The organism is Psychrobacter sp. I-STPA6b (assembly GCF_020662265.1).
GTDB lineage: Bacteria > Pseudomonadota > Gammaproteobacteria > Pseudomonadales > Moraxellaceae > Psychrobacter.
Genome location: NZ_VEWM01000080.1, coordinates 134249 through 152486, shown reverse-complemented (window position 1 = coordinate 152486; position 18238 = coordinate 134249). Strand labels below are relative to the sequence as shown.

The window sequence follows — 18238 nt, the reverse complement described above, 5'->3', positions numbered from 1 at the left end:
TGCTATTTTCTGTCCAAACCCCTCCCACTGGCAGGGTCTAGGGCAGAAACCAAGATGATTTATTAAATATAACTACAGCATACTTGTTGACATACAGTTATTTATTTTTATGTTAAGTGACGCTTACACTTATAACCAACCAGATTTCTTAAACTGTCGATATAAGATAACACAAATAATAGTTATGGCTGACATTACCACAAAATAGCCATATTTATAATGTAACTCTGGCATGTTATCAAAGTTCATACCATAGATACCTGCAACAGCAGTAGGAATGGCAAGAATACCTGCCCACGCTGCCAGTTTGCGTACCACTTCGTTTTGTCCCATGTTGACCATTGCCATATAAGTATCCATTGCCACACTAAACATCTCATTTAGTCCATTTACGGCATCAATGGCTCGTAGTAGATGGTCATTGACATCACGGAAATAAGGCTTGGAAGCACTGGGAAATGAAGATACCAGTTCATTTTTTTTATGATTAATAAAAAAGTTACAAATGTCTTGTACTGGTAGCATCACTGCTCGCATATGAACCAGTTGAGATTTTAATTCATAAAGGTTTCTTAAAGTATGTTTGCTAAATTCATAAGAAAAGATATTACGCTCTTGTTCTCGTAAGTAGCTACCGAGACGATCAATAATAGGTAAGTAATTGTCCACAACAAAATCTAAAATAGCATGTAAGACAAATATAGGTCCTAGACGTAGTTTTTCTGGATGACGGTGACAATGCTCACGAACGGGCTTATAAGATCTAGAAGCACCTGTGCGGATACTGATGATGTAATTTGTACCCATAAACATAGCTGTAGTGCCATAAAGAATAAGATTGTCTTCAAGTTTTGCAGTTCGTACGACAACAAAAAGCGTATCATAGCCGTAACTTTCTACTTTAGAGCGTTGATGGTCGCTAAAGGCATCTTCAATTGCCAACTCATGTAGGTCAAAGGCTTTTTGAACTTCTGCCATCGTTTCACGACTCGGATTATAAAGCCCTAACCAAATAAATTGCTTATTATTGTTTAGAGTGTCTTTGACATCCTTGATGGCGATTTGTTCCAAGGGCTTCCCCGTTTTTCTGGAGTATGAGTAGCAGTTGGCGACGTCATTCGCCCCTGAACGTGGCTTATCTTCAAATTGCTCTGTTTCGGGAGAATAAGTTGGAGGTATGTCATTATCTGATTGGTTATGAGCCACGCCATAAATAAAACTGCCTTCATTTAGTAGGTGAGAATGCTCTGCAACAAGATGTTCATGACTGCTTTGAGTGCTGACAGCAGTGGGCTGAGTTGTTGGCTCTTGGGCTGTTATATCTGGAGATATGGTTTCTTGAACTTCAGTTTCTTGGACTGTTGTATCTTGAGTTTGGTTTTTAGTATTGGATATTGTTTGTTGTTGATTTGATTCGGTCATAAAACATCCTGTCACAGTTACAGTATTTGCTATTTTTGCGTGAGTGTGGCTTGGAGTCAGTTATAGAGCCTAATATTTCATCATAAAATCATTGAGTGATGATGTGGTGTTATAAAGCAGTTATAAAGCATATTTTTTTAATATTTCAAGGTCTACTAAGTCTAGCAGGCTTTCATGACAGGCTTCTAATTTAAGCGGAGGTGCAATATTATGATTGTATGCTTCAATCCAGCGCAAAGCACAGATGCACCAATAATCACCAGGTTGCAAGCCCTGAAATCCTAACTCTGGTATGGGTGTGATTAAGTCATTTCCTTGGCTAGCAGAGAAGTTAAGAAAGTCACTGGTCATCTTGGCACAAACGGTGTGTTGACCAATATCACGCTCACCTGTGTGACAAAACCCATTACGATAATATCCAGTTAAGGGTGCAAAGCAACAGCTAGCAAGTGCGCTTCCTAAGACATTGCGCTGGTTTAGCTCAGGGATAGGCATATTCTGTGTCATATAAATATTCCAGTTATGGGGTTGCAAGTACAGGTTTTGAGAGTAGAGATGGTTAAAATGGTAACATATCCTTTTGTGCTTATGCGCTATTGTTATGTAGAATATTCATGGAGAAATGTCGCTTGACCCTATGAGAAAATGCTTGGCTATGCTAGACTAAATATAATAAATTTCAATCTCACTGCATGGATAAATGCTAGAGTTGAATGGACTTTTTCATGAACAGATTATCAATTTGGAAATGATTGTGGATTGCTCTATTAACATACCAAACTGATAGTTCGTTTTATCATTAATTTTATTTTTGACGTTTTGGTGGCTTTAATATACACCAAACAAGGATTGATTGTGTCTGATTTTTCTGATTCGGCTGTCACTGCCTCATCAACAACATCTTCCTATTTAACAACCTCTTCAGATATTGCTAATATCTGGCTATTACCTGATGGTGTGGTCGATTTGTTCTCTACTGAGGCGCAAAAGCAAGAAATGTTACGTTATCAGTTAACCCAGATGCTGGTACAGCGTGGCTATGAGCTGATTTGTCCTCCAATGATTGAATATACAGAGTCGTTGTTAAATAATGCGTCAGAAGACCTAAAGCGACAGACGTTTAAAATCATTGATCAGGCAACAGGGCGATTAATGGGGGTGCGTGCTGACATTACCCCACAAATTTTGCGTATTGATGCGCATCTGTCTCGTCAAAAAGGCGCTCATCATATTGCTCGCTATTGTTATGCAGGGCATGTGATTCATACTATGCCATCTGGACTGTTTGGCTCACGCACACCTTTACAACTTGGTGCAGAAATCTTTGGTTGTGAAGGTATTCAAGCAGATATTGAGCTGATAGATGTGCTATTTGGTTTGTTAGAAAAAATTCAGCTAAAAGCCAAACTGCATGTTGATATTGGGCAAGTGGGTGTCTTTAAGCGGTTGTGTGAGTTAGCAGATTTACAAGAAGAACAGATTCAGCAATTAATGCGCCTATATGCCAATAAAGCATTACCAGAGTTAGCGCATGTATGCAAGCATTTGCCAATGGGTGCAGATTTTTATGCGTTGGCCTCACAAGGGCATGATATGGTGGTCTTAAAGCAGGCATTATCAACAACAGCAATCCAAGATTCAATGATTGCAGAAGCAATGGATGAGATTGCAACGTTAAAACAACATCTAGAAGCAAACTGGCAGTGTCATGTTAGTGTAGATGTTACAGAGTTGTCTGGGTATCACTATCACACGGGCTTGGTCTTTAATGTATATCTTAATAATGAGTCACAGCCTGTGGCGCGTGGTGGACGCTTTGAAGGAATGGATAATGAGATGTCTATTATTGCAGAACAAGTGCAAAGCATACGTCCTGCAACTGGGTTTAGTTTAGATTTGACCCGATTACAAAGTCATATAGATTTGCCTAATGCTTCATTAGTTGTTGTAGATTATTCAAACTGGCAAACGGCATCATCAGAGGATAAAAAGTCATTACAGCAAAAGGTAGATTCTTTGCGAAATTCAGGATATCGCGTCATACAGCCTTTAAGTGTTGAAGATGTACCAGATGATGCTAGCCAAAAACTTGTGTTACAAGCTGGTGAGTGGTGTTTACAGGCGCTATAGTTTCAGTAAGTATCATCTTTTTATTTAGGCTTATTGTTAGCTGATTTTAGAAGATTTAACTTTAAAAAATATACCTATTATAGGTGGTATTTTTTAGTTCACGATTAAAACTAAGGAAATATTATGGGTAAGAATGTTATTGTTTTGGGTAGTCAGTGGGGAGACGAAGGTAAAGGTAAAATCGTCGATTTACTCACAGAAAAAGCATCGGCCGTTGCACGCTTTCAAGGCGGACATAATGCAGGACATACGTTAGTTGTTGATGGTGAAAAGACAGTCTTGCATTTGATTCCTTCTGGTATCTTGCGCGAAGGTGTGACCTGTTTTATTGGTAATGGAGTGGTGTTAGCCCCAGATGCACTATTAAAAGAAATTAAAGAGCTAGAAGACAAGGGTGTGCCAGTACGTGAGCGCCTGCGTATTTCACCAAACTGTCCATTAATCTTGCCTTATCATGTCGCACTTGACCAAGCTCGTGAGAAAAAACGTGGCAGTGGTAAAATCGGTACGACAGGGCGTGGTATTGGACCTGCTTATGAAGATAAGGTAGCTCGTCGTGCAATTAAATTGGCAGATTTATTCCGTCCTGACTTAGAAGAAAAGTTGCGTAATTTGATTGAATATCATAATTTTCAATTGACACAATATTATGAAGTTGATGCCATTGATTTTGATGAAACTTTTGCATTGTGCCAACAGTGGAAGTCAGAGCTTGCTGATTTAGTAACCGATGTCACAGAAGAGCTTAATCAACTACGTCTGCAAGGTAAAAACTTAATGTTTGAAGGTGCACAAGGCACGTTATTAGACATTGATCATGGTACTTATCCTTTTGTTACCAGCTCTAGCACGACAGCAGGTGGAGTATCTACTGGTACAGGTATTGGACCTTTATATTTAGACTATGTGCTCGGTATTACCAAAGCCTATACCACACGTGTGGGTAGTGGGCCTTTCCCGACTGAGCTGTTTGATGATGTTGGCGCACACCTTGCTAAAGTTGGTCATGAGTTTGGAGCGACCACAGGGCGTGCACGTCGTTGCGGTTGGTTTGATGCCGAAAGCCTACGCCGAGCAGTGGTGTTAAATTCACTATCAGGTATCTGCTTAACCAAACTTGATGTTTTAGATGGTTTAGATGAAATTCGTATTGGTGTTGGCTATGAACTGCCAGAAACTGAAAGTGAAGGCGCACATGATGCTGAGTTTTATGAATCAGTAACACCAAAATATGAAACATTGGCAGGCTGGAGTGAATCTACCGTTGGTATTACTAACTATGACGACCTACCAGAAAATGCCAAAGCCTATATCAAGCGTATTGAGCAGTTGATTGATTGTCCAGTGGATATCATCTCAACTGGTCCTGACCGTGATGAAACCATTATTTTACGTGACCCATATGATGCGTAAATGTTATCTTAAAATAAGATAAATGAAAAAAAGAACGGCATATTTGTCGTTCTTTTTTATGTGTGATAGGGTCTGTTTTATTCCCTAAGATTTTTAATAGAGAAAATTAGAAAAAGGAGTAGGTTAATGGATAAAGTATACCTTGAAGACTTAAAAATAGGCGACACATGGACAAGTCGTGAAATCACGATAAGTAGTGATAGTATCAAAGATTTTGCTAAAGACTACGACCCACAGCCTTTTCATTTGGATGAACAGAAGGCAAAAGATACATTTTTTCAAGGTTTAGCAGGTAGTGGTTGGCAGACAGCCTGTCTGACCATGCGACTGATGGTAGAGTCCATCCCCATTGCAGATGGTTTAATTGGTGCAGGTGGTGAGATTAGCTGGAATGTTCCCACACGTCCTAATGATACCCTACACATCGTTGCAGAAGTGATTGCAATTAAGCCTTCACGCTCCAAACCAGATAGAGGTATTGTCACAGTGCAGATTGACACAATCAATCAAAATGGTGATTATGCACAGCGTTTTACTTGTAAAATGTTGGTATTTCGTCGTACATAAAAGCCATCCCTTCACCATTAAAAATAAAATAGGTATAGATAGATGTTTCAGCTGACTTTTTTAGGTACATCAGCAGGTTTGCCAACAAAATATCGTAATGTCACAGGCTTAGCCGTTGAATGTGTGAATAACTTTTTATCAGGTGATAAAAAAAAGAGTAAAAGTCAGCGTCCATGGATTTTGATTGACTGTGGTGAAGGGACACAGCATCAGCTATTACATACCAAGTTATCATTACATCGCCTAGAAGTAATTTGTATTACCCATGTGCATGGTGACCACTGTTATGGATTGGCAGGATTGCTGGCAAGTATGGCAATGGCAGGACGAAAGTCAGAATTAACATTAATTGCCCCACAAGCAATTAGTAAACTTTTAGATACCCTAAGCATCACAACTGAGCTATATTTTCCATTCCCAGTACGTTTTATTGCTCTTGAAACTCTGATAGAGCAACAAAACGCACAATTAACAATAGCATTTTCTCAACACCATCAGCTTACGATTGATGTGATAGCACTTTCTCATAGAGCGCCTTCGCATGCTTTTGCATTGACCCAAAACATCTCTACTCGAAAACTGGATATAGAAAAATTATATCAGCTTGGTATAGAAGCAGGGGAATCGTGGGGTAAGTTACAAAGAGGTGAGTCTATTATGGGAAATGATGGACAACTAATAGAAGCAGATAGTGTCTGCCAGCAACAAAAACACAGCACTAAAATAATTGTAGCAGGTGATAATGACACACCAGAGCTACTTAGCAAAGCCTGTGATAGTGCCACCTTATTGGTTCATGAGGCGACCTATACGCAAGCTGTCCTTGAGCGTATCCAACATAAACAACAAACAGGGCAAATGGCAATCGACCCGATGCACAGTAGCGTCCAATCTGTCGCCCAATTTGCGCAAAGTGTTGAGTTACCCAATCTGATTTTGACCCATTTTAGCGCCCGTTATCAGCCTTATGAAGACATTGAGAGTGATACAGCCAATATGGCACACATTCGTGCTGAGGCAACTGCGTATTATCATGGCAACCTATGGCTTGCTGAAGACTTTGCCACTTATAGTGTCGATGAAAACGGAGTGAAACTTATCTCATCTCCAGAAGCTGTGACTCATAAATCTTGATGAGTGTGATTTTGTTCATCACAGTATAATTTGCATAAAAAATTGAATCATCAGTAGCCAATCCTGCTGTCCGCTTGTATCTACTCAGCTAGGCGGGGCAGTGACACAGTTTGCTGTGTTGCTGTTACCTCGACACCACCGCAAAACCTAGTCACTGCAACCCGCCCAGCCGAGTAGTATACCGCTACCATCAGGGCTAGCGGTCACATCGGTTATCTTTTTAATATTTATCGTTGTTCAGGGTTTAGCGTGTTTTACCAACAGTAGTTAGATAGATGGTGTATGGAATGTACCTTACGAACTGATATTGAAAAATGGAAAATATGAGGTGCGATAATGATCGACAAATTAGATATTTACGCCAAAGCGGAAATTGGAAAATCATTAGCAGGTTTTCAACTTGGTTCAAAGTTAGAGTTATATCTACCTTATATACATGAAACAATTGATGGTAAACAATTAGGATGGAATATAAATATCCCAGCTAATAATGAAGGTATTCTACTTTATGAATGGCCAGCGTCATATGGGAGTGGTTATTCTATCTTCATCAAAAACCCAAAAATAGAGTTGCTTTTTACGGATAAAGGAAATTTACGTCATATTATTGTAGGACAAGGATATAAAGGAGAAATATTTGATGGCGTTAAAATTGGAGATAAGTTAGCTGATATAAAGCACGATTTAGTTGTAGATAATACTGAGCCACTACATTACTTATCAGATGGTCAAGGTGGAATAATTGTGGGAATTTATTATTCAGCAGGTGGTTTAGAATTAGCATATGATCCTGATGCGACTATTGAAACTGTTTGTGTCTATGATGATAATCTTGATTAAACATATTTTAGTAGTATGAATAAAGTATGAGCTATATCAGGAGGCTACTTGATAAGCATAGCAATGCCACACAAAATCAGTTCTTCCAAGTAATCATTTAGATTTATGGAATAAAATATTTAGGTTTCGAGTGAGCCGAAAAATAGAAGGGGTATTGAGAACAAAAATACAAGTTGTCATAGATTTCAAGATGATGGTAATGGTAACTTTCATTGAAACGGTCCTACAGATGGTAAAATTAAATCAGGTGATAATAGGAATATAAAAATTACAGATATTCCTTCAGAAATAAAGAGATAGTTAATATGAAAATAATAGGAAACTCTGAAATATCATTTGAAGTAGCAAATAATTTTACTGAAGAAAAACTGTTATGTCTTAGAATGATTATAAAGGGAAATGTAATTGGTACTTTGCAGTCACCTACCTATCTACCAAGTTTTATTGGTGCTTTAAACAGTATATTAGTTGATGATTGTTATTTTAATGCTCATATCGATACTACCAATTACAGAAATTTCTTCTTAGTTGATGGTAAGGTAACAAATAATTATAGATTGACATTAGAAGAAACATTTGATGATTATGAAAAAAGAGTTATCAGAAATGACAACTTTATCTTTTTTTACTTCAATCTTCATGATGATTATTTTTTTGATTATGATATTTTTCTAAAAAACATATTTGAATTTGTAAGTATAGGTAATTATCAAGATGCATTGTTAAAATTTAATAATTATATTGAGTTAAATGGGTTGGTAAAAAATCTTGAATATACAAGCCAGTAATTTGACTATTCCTTCAGAGGTGAAAAGAAATGATGTTAGGAAATAAAAAAACTATTGGATTCGATTTCTTAGGAAAGTCTGGAAAATTTATCAATATGAATGTTTTTGTGGGTGGTAAAAATATCAGCTTTCAAGACAATTCTTATTATATATATCCTCTTATTCTAAACTTAAAAAAAGAGATTGAATTTTTTACCTATAATGAACTAAGTTTAAGAGAAGGTTTGGGGGATATAAACTTATCTGAATTATATAATTTATTTTTTAACGATAAAACTAGTGTCTATAAAAATAGTGAAATTGGCTTAGATATACTTTTCTTTGACCTATCCGTTAAAAGAGCATTTTTTTATGCATACCAAGAAGAAAATGACCTCATCATATTTGGTAAGTTTTTTGAAAACGATGAATTAATATCAACCAGACTCAAGAAAAGTGAGTATATTGATACTTTAAATCAATTATTGTCAAATATTGATGTGTGACCAGATATTGAAATATTTAATATGAATGAATTTCTAAACTAACAGAATATTTCTGACAGCTTAGAGTTTGATAAGAAGTTGTAAAAATATTGTTTCTAATAAATAGTCAGAATTGTGGATTTAAGTATGAGCAAGAAGATGGTAGATAAAGAAGAAGCATTTGATTTATTTCAGTATTGGCTTATGGATAGTCCTGATGCAATAGAAAGAATGATGGATAGACTGCCAGCAGAAGTAAAAAATCAGCTTGATTATTCTGTTGAATCATTGGATGTTCTAGAAGCCTATCTACTAAATCAGTATGCTAGTATTGATGAAATCAAACAAGAACCACCTGACATACTAAATGGTTACGCTATTTATGTGGGTGATACGTTTAGAAAAGTAGCAAAGTCTCTAACTCAAATAGAGCCTATAAAATGGACTATTGAATTAGATGATACAGATAACGCTTATTATAATATCCCCATTATAAGATTAGGTGCTTACGTTAAGTGCCCACTGACACTTGTCACGTCTAGTTTGGATAGAAGACGTGGAAATTATATTTCTACTATTTTAAAGAATTTTCTTGAGGACTCGTAAAATATATGATTGAACTTCTGCTTAAGCCGATTTGAATTCTATTATTTATTGTCAATTAAAGACTATTCATGGGGCTTGATGGTTCTTACTTCACTTACCTTATAAATTTATTGATAAATAGGAAAACAGTATGAGTAAGAAGATGGTAGATAAAGAAGAAGCATTTGATTTATTTCAGTATTGGCTTATGGATAGTCCTGATGCAATAGAAAGAATGATGGATAGACTGCCAGCAGAAGTAAAAAATCAGCTTGATTATTCTGTTGAATCATTGGATGTTTTAGAAGCCTATCTACTAAATCAGTATGCTAGTATTGATGAAATCAAACAAGAACCACCTGATATATTAAATGGTTACGCTATTTATGTGGGTGAAACTTTTAGAAAAGTAGCAAAGTCTCTAACTAAAAGAGAGCCTAATATATGGACTATTGAATTAGATGATACAGACGATGTTTTTTATAATTTACCTGTTATAGAAATAGGTGCTTATATTAATTTCCCAATGGGACTTGTCACTGCCAGTTTAGATAGAAGACGTGGAAATTATCTTTCTACTATTTTAAAGAATTTTCTTGAGGACTCGTAAAATATATGATTTGACTTCTGCTTAAAGCAGTTCAAATTCTATTATTTGTTGTCAGTTTACAAGCATTGAATTTAGTAAACTATTAAAGTGAATAAAAAAGCCCTTACCAGTAAGGTCTGATAGGGGCTAATTATAAAATTATTTAAATTATTTCAATACTTTAAGACCTGCCTTATTCTCTCGTTTTGGCTTAGCTTTTGTTTGTGTATCATCTGATGTTGCAGGTTGATAGTTTTCATATTCGCTGGGGTCAAAGAACATACCCTGAGAGTTTTCTTTGGCATAAATACCCATCACTGCCTGCATAGGAACCCATAAATCGCGAGATACACCACCAAAACGTGCGCTAAAACTGATAAAGTCATTATCCATATTCATATTACCTGTGGCACGACTGGCAATATTAAGGACAATACGCCCATCTTGTATATACTCTGTAGGCACTTGAACATGCTCAACCGTTGTATCTACCATGAGATAGGGAGTGAGGTAGTTATCCTCTAGCCATTCATAAATTGCTCGTACCATATAAGGACGGGTAGGGGAAAGCTCTGATTCTGACATAAAAACCTCATGTTGGAATAAGTAGTAAAATTATAATAGCAAACTTCGCTTAGCTATGTATTGTACCACTAATCTTAGCAATACTTTTTTGAAAGCTGTGGCGCTCAAAAACACGTTGGCGATATTCTAATAATGCACGGCATAAGTGTGATGGTAGTTGGATATCCATATCTTCTAAACGAAATAATAAAGGTGATAATAAGACATCACACCAACCATAATTGTCAGACATAAAATAATGAAACTGCGCAAACAAAGGGGATAGGGTAACCAGTGTATCTGACAAACGTTTACGGGCAATCTCAGCTTGTTTAGTATTGAGACTATCAGCATGAGTTAATAAGATACGCCCCAGCTTTATCCAGTCATTTTGAATGCGCCAAGCTAACTGTCGATGTTCAGCTCGTTTTTTTGGGGTGTCTGGTAGTAGCTTATGCCCATGATAGCGCTCTTCCAAATATTCAAAAATTACTGTAATTTCATATAAAGAAAAGTCTCTATGTACCAAAACAGGAAGCGTGTTATAAGGGTTTAGAGAGGCTAAATCTTCTGGACGTTCGCTATCTAAGAGAGATAAATAATAACTTAAGTTTTTTTCTGCAAGTAGCAGGCGCACAACATGGCTGTCGTACGCATCATCAGCATACAGTATCAGTTGACTGTCAGGAATGTCATTCGGGTCAATCATAATAAACTGCAACTAATTAAAGTGATAAGAGTTGCATCGTAACCAAAGTTATGTGCTTTAGCAAGCATAACTTAGATAAAAGCACTACTAGCAATCATAGAATAATCAATGAATATAGTCAAAGAGTAATAAAATACTATTAAATACATACACACAAAAAAGGCGATGAAACTATCAAGTCATCGCCTTTTTCTATATTGCTAACTTAGACTATTTGACATCTTTCCAGAATTCTTTATTTAACAGATATACTGGGATAAAGAGTATGGCTAAGAATAGTAGAACAAAGAAGCCATAAATCTTACGTTCATGACGAGCTGGCTCACCCATCCATGCCATAAAGTTCACCAAGTCACCAACTCGGCTACGATACTCTTCTTCACTAAGCTGGTTTTGCAAGTTTAGTAATACATGAGGCATCGCTGCATTATGTAGTACTAAGTTATTTGCACCCCAAGGGCGACTTGGGTCTTCATAGAAGCTTAGTAGATAGGTATAAACCCAGTCATCACCACGTAGACGTGTTTCTAAAGATAAGTCTGGTGGCGCACCACCGAACCAAGATGCTTGCGTATCTGGGTCGATATCGGCTGTGATATGCTCACCAATCTGATCAGATGTTACCAATAGATATTTTTCAACCAACTCAGGTGGAATATCTAAGTCTTGTGCCAATCGAGAGTAGCGTACATATTTAGCAGAGTGACAACCAACACAGTAGTTGACAAACATGGTTGCACCACGTTGTAGTGAGCCTTTGTTGGTGAAGTCAATCGGAGCTTTTAGACAAGACAGATGCTCTGTCTCGCCTTCAGCATTGGTAAATGTTCCACAGCCATGCCCACCAGCTGCCATTGCTTGATTCGCACCAAATGCGAGAGCGATAACTAGACCAAAGCCAGTTAACGATTTCTTTAAGCTATTCATTAGTGACCTCCAGTAACACGTTCAGGTGGCTGCTTGCATTTCTCGATTGATGTATAAATTGGCATCAATAGGAAGAACAAGAAGTATAGTACGGTACAGATACGAGCAACGATAGTCGCTGTCTCAGTAGCAGGAGTCGCACCTAAATAGCCTAAGATTAAGAAGCTAATGGTAAAGATAGTTAGAGCAATCTTAGATAAGATACCTTTATAGCGTATAGACTTCACAGGAGAGCGGTCTAACCAAGGTAGCAAGAATAACATAGCAATAGCGCCACCCATAGCAATAACACCACCAAGCTTATCAGGTACAGCACGTAAGATAGCGTAGAATGGAGTATAGTACCAAACAGGGGCAATATGCTCAGGTGTTTTTAATGCGTTAGCTACTTCAAAGTTTGGTGGCTCAAGGAAATATCCACCACCTTCTGGGAAGAAGAATACAACAGCAAAGAACACCATAAAGAAGACAACAATACCAACCATATCATGAACAGTATAGTATGGATGGAAAGGAACACCATCTAAAGGTACACCGTTTTTGTCTTTTAGTTTTTTGATATCTACACCATCAGGGTTGTTTGAACCAACATGGTGAAGAGCAACTAAGTGAATAAATACTAAGCCTACTAGTACCAATGGAATGGCAACAACATGTAGAGCAAAGAAACGGTTTAGGGTAATACCTGAGATTAGATAGTCACCACGTACCCATTCTGCTAAGCCATCACCAATGACAGGAATAGCAGCAGGTAGGTTAAGAATAACCTGAGCACCCCAGAATGACATGTTACCCCAAGGTAGCAAGTATCCAAAGAAACCTTCTGCCATTAAGCAAAGGTAGATACCCATACCAATTAACCAGATTAGCTCACGTGGTTTTTTATATGAGCCATAGAGCATACCACGGAACATATGTAAATAAACCACAACGAAGAATGCAGATGCACCTGTTGAGTGCATATATCTGATTAGCCAGCCACCTTTTACATCACGCATGATGTATTCTACAGAAGCAAATGCTCCTTCAGCGCTGGGGTTATACATCATTGTTAACCAAATACCAGTTACTAATTGGTTGACCAAAACCACCATGGATAGGACACCAAAAAAATACCAAAAATTAAAGTTTTTTGGCGCATAGTATTTGGACATGTGGTATTCATAGGTTTCTGTCGCTGGGAAACGTGCGTCTACCCAGTGCATCATCTTTTTACCAAAACTCATGGTTATGCCTCCCCGACTGTCAAGATAGTTCCATCCACTTTATATTCTGGAATGGGCAAGTTCAGTGGGGCAGGAACGCCCTTGTAAACACGACCGGCAAGATCGTATTTTGAACCATGACACGGACAGAAGAATCCTCCATACCAGTCATTGCCACCTAAGTCTGCAGCACCAACTTCTGGTCTGAAGTTTGGCGCACATCCTAAGTGGGTGCAGACACCTTCACAGACCAGTACTTCAGGCTCACGTGCGCGCGCCTGATTTTTGCAGTATTCAGGTTGTACTGAGGCTTCAGACTCTGGGTCACTTAAAAGGGGAGCTACTTTATCTAGCGTGGCTAGCATATCGGGGGTACGTCGTACAACATAGATAGGTTTTCCACGGTATTTGACAACGACCATTTGTCCAGCTTCGATGGAGCTAATATCTTGGGTTACTGGCGCACCAGCTGCTTCAGCTTTTGCACTTGGGTACCAAGAGCGGACAAAGGGCGTTCCAACCGCAGCAACCCCAACAGCGCCAATTGCAGCGGTTGAGGCAATTAATACTCTACGGCGTTTGATGTTAACGCCTTCGGCATGGCTCATTAAAACTTCCTCCAGATAAATGAAATGGGAATATCCCATACTGGGTTTGTAACACTATCGGGTTTGAAATACACAGACCAAAGGGGGAGTCTAGACGATAGGTCACATTAGCTGTGCCTTTTTTTGCTAATTGTGTCTATTCTAAGCTATTTTCGTTATAAAATAAATTATACTAGCAAAAAATAAAAAAACCCTTGAGTCAACAAGGGTTTTTTTATGGTATATCGTAAAGTCCATTAAACAACTAACAATTTTAAGGTTAGCGTTTCGAGAATTGAGGACGTTTACGTGCTTTACGCAGACCAAGTTTCTTACGTTCAACTTGACGAGAGTCACGAGTCACAAAGCCGGCCGCTTTTAGAGCAGGCTTAAGTGTTTCGTCAGCTTCGATAAGTGCGCGAGTGATACCGTGACGGATTGCACCAGCTTGACCATTGATACCACCACCTTTTACAGTGATGTATGCGTCGTAGCTATCAGTTGCATCAAGCAATTCTAATGGCTGACGAACAACCATACGTGATGTCTCACGACCAAAGTATTCATCTAATGGCTTACCGTTAACAATAATGTTACCAGTACCTTTTGATAAAAATACACGAGCGGTTGAGGTCTTACGACGACCAGTTCCGTAATTAGTGTTTTCCATGAGTCTCTCCTTAGATATCTAATTCTTGAGGTTGCTGGGCTGCATGCGGATGCTCAGGACCGGCATATAGCTTCAACTTCTTGATGGTAGCATAACCAAGAGGACCTTTTGGCAACATACCTCTCACAGCCTTGTATAGTACATCTTCTGGCTTGTGAGCGATCAGCTTAGTAAAGTTAGTTTCTTTAATACCGCCAGGATAACCACTGTGACGATAGTATTTTTTGTCTTGTGCTTTTTTACCAGTGACAGCAATCTTGTCAGCATTAATCACAACGATAAAATCGCCAGTGTCAACGTGAGGGGTAAAAGATGGCTTATGTTTGCCACGTAGGCGTAAAGCGATTTGAGTCGCTAGGCGACCTAGAGTTTTGCCTTCAGCATCGACGACATACCAGTCGTGAGTGACTTCAGCAGGTTTGGCACTAATAGTTTTCATGATGAAACCTTAATTTAAAGTAGTTGAGAGTGTTGGGGGAAACGGGGCTCTCAAAAAACAGACAAGCATTATAGGATGTTGCCCTTAAACTTGCAATAGATGGACAAAAAATAACCCTTGTTTAGTGTGGTTTTTAGTCTTTTTTAGTGATGTTTATTTCGTTTGTATGTTGGGTAGGGTATGAAATTGAATCAATGAGGCTGTAATTTGTCCAATGTGAGTTTGTTTGAGTATGTCGATATATGGCATAAAGTCTGGCAAAGTTTGCTCTAATGCCCGAGTATCTTCAATATAGATGAGGGTCTGGCTATCAATATTTTGTGCTGTCAGTAGTGTGGATAAGATTGGCTGCCAAAGCTCTAGTGCATAAGGTGGGTCAAGAAAGATGATGTGAAAGAGAGAGGGTGCAAGATGGTTATTTTGCTGGGCAGGGGCATGAATGATTTTAAACTGCTGGGATTCAAGTTTGAGCTGATGAGCAGATTGCTTTAAGCAGTTGGCTTGCTGTTGGTTCGCTTCTATAAAGGTAACGTGTGCTGCACCCCGTGAGAGTGCTTCAAAGCCTAGCACACCGCTACCAGCACACGCATCAAGTACAGTAGCATCATAAAGGTCAGTCATTAGCCAGTTAAATAGTGTCTCACGTAACCGATCAGGTGTGGGGCGTAGTCCTTGAGCATCAATAAATTTAATATATTGGCGTTTAAAACGACCGCCAATAATACGTACTTGGTTATTGCCACTTTTGCTATCTTTGATCGCTTTTTTTGAGCGAGATACTGGTTTGCGCTTATATGATGCGGATTTCATGACTTATCCTTGTGATGCTTCATTTGCAGCTGCGGCCGCTTCCGCGGCTTCTTCGGCAGCACGTCTGGCCGCTTTTTCTTCAGCTTTTTTAGCACGACGTTCTGCGATTTCTTCTGCTGATGGTGGCTGTATTGGGTCATTAGGACGTTGTAATATCCAGTAATCTAATAGTTTACGGGCAATCGGAGCAACCCAGCCTCCATGTCTCCCATTTTCTACAATAACAGCAACAGCTATTTGAGGGTCTTCAACAGGAGCAAAAGAGATAAATAGTCCATGATCCCAGTGACGTTGATCAAGGGCAGCTTCATTATAACGTTGTCCTTGAGCAATGGATTTAACCTGCGCAGTTCCTGTTTTACCAGCGATGCGATAGGTTGGGGTATAAACTCGGCGAGCAGTACCATGCTTGACGGTATCTTCCATAGCAAGGTGCATTTTTGTCCAGTCAGACTCATCACCATTAAATTCTACAATGGCATCAGGTTTGTCAATAGGGTGTACAGTCACTGCGCCCGTAGAGTCTTTGAGCAAGTGCGGAATGATATGTTGCCCTTTGTTTGCGGTGATGGCAGTTGCCATGGCAATTTGTAGGGGCGTGGCAAGAAAGTAACCTTGTCCAATACTGACAGAGATGGTCTCACCGGGTAGCCAGTCTTTATCGTAGGTATCTTTTTTCCATTTTGGAGAGGGCATAACCCCTGCTTTTTCATTAGGCAAGTCAACGCCTGTTTTTTCACCAAATCCAAATTTAATCATCCAGTCATGTAGACGTTGAATGCCCATTTGATAGGAGAGTTTATAGTAGTAGGTATCAACAGATTCGACAATGGATTTGGTTAGGTTAACAGTACCATGTCCACTTTTTTTCCAGTCTCGAAAGCGGTGAGTGTCACCCGGTAAGGTAAAGTATCCGGGATCAAAAATGGTGCTGTTCCAATCCATTAAACCATAGTGAATTGCACCTAGTCCTTCAAATGGTTTAATGGTAGAGCCAGGCGGATACATACCTTGTAGCGCTCGGTTATATAGAGGCTGATCGGGGTCATCACGCAGCTCTGCATAGTCTTTAAATGAGATACCAGAGATAAACGGGTTTGGGTCATAGCTTGGGTTACTAACAAAAGCCAGTATGTCCCCATTTTTTGGGTCAATGGCGACAATTGCACCACGGCGACCGTTAAGCTCATCTTGGGCAACTTTTTGTAAACCATAGTCAAGGCTAAGGTAAATATCATTGCCAGGTGTGGGTGGCGTAGCATCAAGTTTGTGCAGTACTTCACCATGAACATTGGTTTCTACAGCTTGGCTACCTGGTTGCCCTAGTAGTAAGTCTTCATAATATTTTTCAATACCGACTTTGCCTATTAGGTCTGTACCTGCATAGCGGTCTTTATCAATGGTTTTTGTTTCTTTATCGTTGATACGCCCAACATAACCGATGACATGAGCAAACAGCTCATCATAAGGATATGTTCGAGTCAGTTTGCTTTGAATACTGACCCCTTTAAAAAAAGGTTTACGCTCACTAAATTGGGCGATTTGTTGTTCATTTAGGTCGATTTGGATAGTTACTGGGTCATTTTTATTTTTATCTATCCTTGCCAAAATATCGGTAATGTCTTCTTCGCTTAAGTTAAAAATAGGTGCTAAAAGTTGTAAGGTGCGTTTAGGGTCCTCAACTTCATCAGGGCTAAGTATGGCAGTAAAAACAGGCTGATTATCTGCCAAAATAATACCATTGCGATCATAGATATAACCACGGCTTGGAGGATCAGAGATAAGTTTAATACGGTTTTTATCTGCTTGTGTTTGATATCTATCGTATGAGTAGACTTGTAGATAGGCATAACGTGCAATCAGAATGGATAGACCGATTAAAATGAAGAAACCTGCAAAAAATATCCGATGCATAAATATTCGGTTTTCTTGTTGAGTTTCAGCAGCAATGGGTTTTTTCATGGGGTGACGGTCACTATGAAGGATGGTTTAGCAGCACATGGTTTATTGACTCAATATTTGTCATAAACCTTCATGATAACGATATGATGGTTTGCACAGATATTTCTAGGTCATATTAATAAGTTTTATTGACATGATATATCCACTTTGTATCGTCGGTTGATAGTTAGCTAAGCAAGTTGCATCTTTTGAGGCTCCTAATCAGAGACAATATATTTTAGTTAAGATCATTGTTGATAAAATAAACGTTGTATTTGACGCAAGTTGTGCTAAAAATCATAGCGCAAAATTATAGCATAACCCAAACAGTTTGCTAAAAGCATGATGAGTGTCGGTAGTTGATAGGTAAGAACATAGAAAATCGTATCAGTTCTTCTGTTGACTTACGGCTTGGTATAGTTATTGTGTGGTACATTGGGTAAGGGCAGTGATG

20 protein-coding genes are annotated in these 18238 nt (G+C 38.7%); 9 read left to right on the top strand and 11 right to left on the bottom strand.

The genetic code is table 11. The features are described from left to right. Positions 1 to 129: 129 nt before the first annotated feature. Complete coding sequence (locus FHK88_RS10495; protein WP_227430699.1) at positions 130 to 1422, bottom strand: magnesium and cobalt transport protein CorA; 1293 nt, start codon at positions 1420 to 1422, stop codon at positions 130 to 132. Positions 1423 to 1542: 120 nt separating this feature from the next. Beyond that, on the bottom strand, positions 1543 to 1929 hold the full coding sequence (locus FHK88_RS10490; protein ID WP_227430698.1) for a DUF2237 family protein: 387 nt from the start codon (positions 1927 to 1929) through the stop codon (positions 1543 to 1545). A gap of 348 nt (positions 1930 to 2277) precedes the next feature. On the opposite strand from FHK88_RS10490, the gene FHK88_RS10485 reads away from it, so the two are divergent. The 9 genes from FHK88_RS10485 (at position 2278) to FHK88_RS10445 (ending at position 9953) form a co-directional block, all read left to right on the top strand. Continuing rightward, the gene (locus tag FHK88_RS10485; protein ID WP_227430697.1) at positions 2278 to 3552 is read left to right on the top strand and encodes an ATP phosphoribosyltransferase regulatory subunit; all 1275 of its coding nucleotides are present in this window, start codon (positions 2278 to 2280) and stop codon (positions 3550 to 3552) included. A gap of 123 nt (positions 3553 to 3675) precedes the next feature. Next, a complete protein-coding gene (locus FHK88_RS10480; protein ID WP_227430696.1) occupies positions 3676 to 4965 on the top strand; it encodes an adenylosuccinate synthase in 1290 nt (429 codons plus the stop codon). 126 nt (positions 4966 to 5091) lie between these two features. Continuing rightward, positions 5092 to 5532, top strand: a complete 441-nt coding sequence (locus tag FHK88_RS10475) for a MaoC family dehydratase (protein ID WP_227430695.1) — start codon at positions 5092 to 5094, stop codon at positions 5530 to 5532. A 42-nt stretch (positions 5533 to 5574) separates the two neighbouring features. Next, positions 5575 to 6666 carry a ribonuclease Z gene (locus FHK88_RS10470; protein WP_227430694.1) on the top strand — a complete coding sequence of 364 codons (1092 nt, stop codon included), beginning with the start codon at positions 5575 to 5577 and terminating at the stop codon, positions 6664 to 6666. Between the two features lie 336 nt (positions 6667 to 7002). Next, on the top strand, positions 7003 to 7506 hold the full coding sequence (locus tag FHK88_RS10465) for a hypothetical protein (RefSeq protein ID WP_227430693.1): 504 nt from the start codon (positions 7003 to 7005) through the stop codon (positions 7504 to 7506). A gap of 305 nt (positions 7507 to 7811) precedes the next feature. After that, positions 7812 to 8294, top strand: coding sequence for a hypothetical protein (locus FHK88_RS10460; RefSeq protein WP_227430692.1), 483 nt, complete (start codon positions 7812 to 7814; stop codon positions 8292 to 8294). Between the two features lie 29 nt (positions 8295 to 8323). After that, positions 8324 to 8779 (top strand): hypothetical protein, encoded by a 456-nt coding sequence (locus tag FHK88_RS10455; RefSeq protein WP_227430691.1) that lies wholly within the window; start codon positions 8324 to 8326, stop codon positions 8777 to 8779. Positions 8780 to 8905: 126 nt separating this feature from the next. Further along, positions 8906 to 9364: a hypothetical protein gene (locus tag FHK88_RS10450; protein WP_227430690.1), complete on the top strand. Its 459-nt coding sequence runs from the start codon at positions 8906 to 8908 to the stop codon at positions 9362 to 9364. Between the two features lie 130 nt (positions 9365 to 9494). Next, a complete protein-coding gene (locus FHK88_RS10445; RefSeq protein ID WP_227430689.1) occupies positions 9495 to 9953 on the top strand; it encodes a hypothetical protein in 459 nt (152 codons plus the stop codon). Between the two features lie 147 nt (positions 9954 to 10100). Here the strand turns inward: FHK88_RS10445 and FHK88_RS10440 are convergent, their stop codons facing one another. The 9 genes from FHK88_RS10440 to mrdA all read right to left on the bottom strand — a co-directional run bounded on the left by FHK88_RS10440 (position 10101) and on the right by mrdA (position 17805). Further along, positions 10101 to 10517: a ClpXP protease specificity-enhancing factor gene (locus tag FHK88_RS10440; RefSeq protein WP_227430688.1), complete on the bottom strand. Its 417-nt coding sequence runs from the start codon at positions 10515 to 10517 to the stop codon at positions 10101 to 10103. Between the two features lie 49 nt (positions 10518 to 10566). Next, a complete protein-coding gene (locus FHK88_RS10435; RefSeq protein ID WP_227430687.1) occupies positions 10567 to 11205 on the bottom strand; it encodes a glutathione S-transferase N-terminal domain-containing protein in 639 nt (212 codons plus the stop codon). Positions 11206 to 11415: 210 nt separating this feature from the next. Continuing rightward, complete coding sequence (locus tag FHK88_RS10430; protein WP_227430686.1) at positions 11416 to 12132, bottom strand: cytochrome c1; 717 nt, start codon at positions 12130 to 12132, stop codon at positions 11416 to 11418. Beyond that, positions 12132 to 13337, bottom strand: coding sequence for a cytochrome b (locus tag FHK88_RS10425; protein WP_227430863.1), 1206 nt, complete (start codon positions 13335 to 13337; stop codon positions 12132 to 12134). The genes FHK88_RS10430 and FHK88_RS10425 overlap by 1 nt, the downstream gene beginning before the upstream one ends. Positions 13338 to 13360: 23 nt before the next feature. Further along, positions 13361 to 13945 (bottom strand): ubiquinol-cytochrome c reductase iron-sulfur subunit, encoded by a 585-nt coding sequence (gene petA / locus FHK88_RS10420; protein ID WP_227430685.1) that lies wholly within the window; start codon positions 13943 to 13945, stop codon positions 13361 to 13363. 259 nt (positions 13946 to 14204) lie between these two features. After that, positions 14205 to 14594, bottom strand: coding sequence for a 30S ribosomal protein S9 (rpsI, locus tag FHK88_RS10415; RefSeq protein WP_227430684.1), 390 nt, complete (start codon positions 14592 to 14594; stop codon positions 14205 to 14207). A gap of 10 nt (positions 14595 to 14604) precedes the next feature. Continuing rightward, positions 14605 to 15033 (bottom strand): 50S ribosomal protein L13, encoded by a 429-nt coding sequence (gene rplM / locus FHK88_RS10410; RefSeq protein ID WP_227430683.1) that lies wholly within the window; start codon positions 15031 to 15033, stop codon positions 14605 to 14607. Between the two features lie 153 nt (positions 15034 to 15186). Then, positions 15187 to 15843 carry a 16S rRNA (guanine(966)-N(2))-methyltransferase RsmD gene (gene rsmD, locus FHK88_RS10405; RefSeq protein WP_227430682.1) on the bottom strand — a complete coding sequence of 219 codons (657 nt, stop codon included), beginning with the start codon at positions 15841 to 15843 and terminating at the stop codon, positions 15187 to 15189. 3 nt (positions 15844 to 15846) lie between these two features. Then, positions 15847 to 17805, bottom strand: a complete 1959-nt coding sequence (gene mrdA / locus FHK88_RS10400) for a penicillin-binding protein 2 (protein ID WP_227430681.1) — start codon at positions 17803 to 17805, stop codon at positions 15847 to 15849. Between the last annotated feature and the right edge of the window lie 433 nt (positions 17806 to 18238).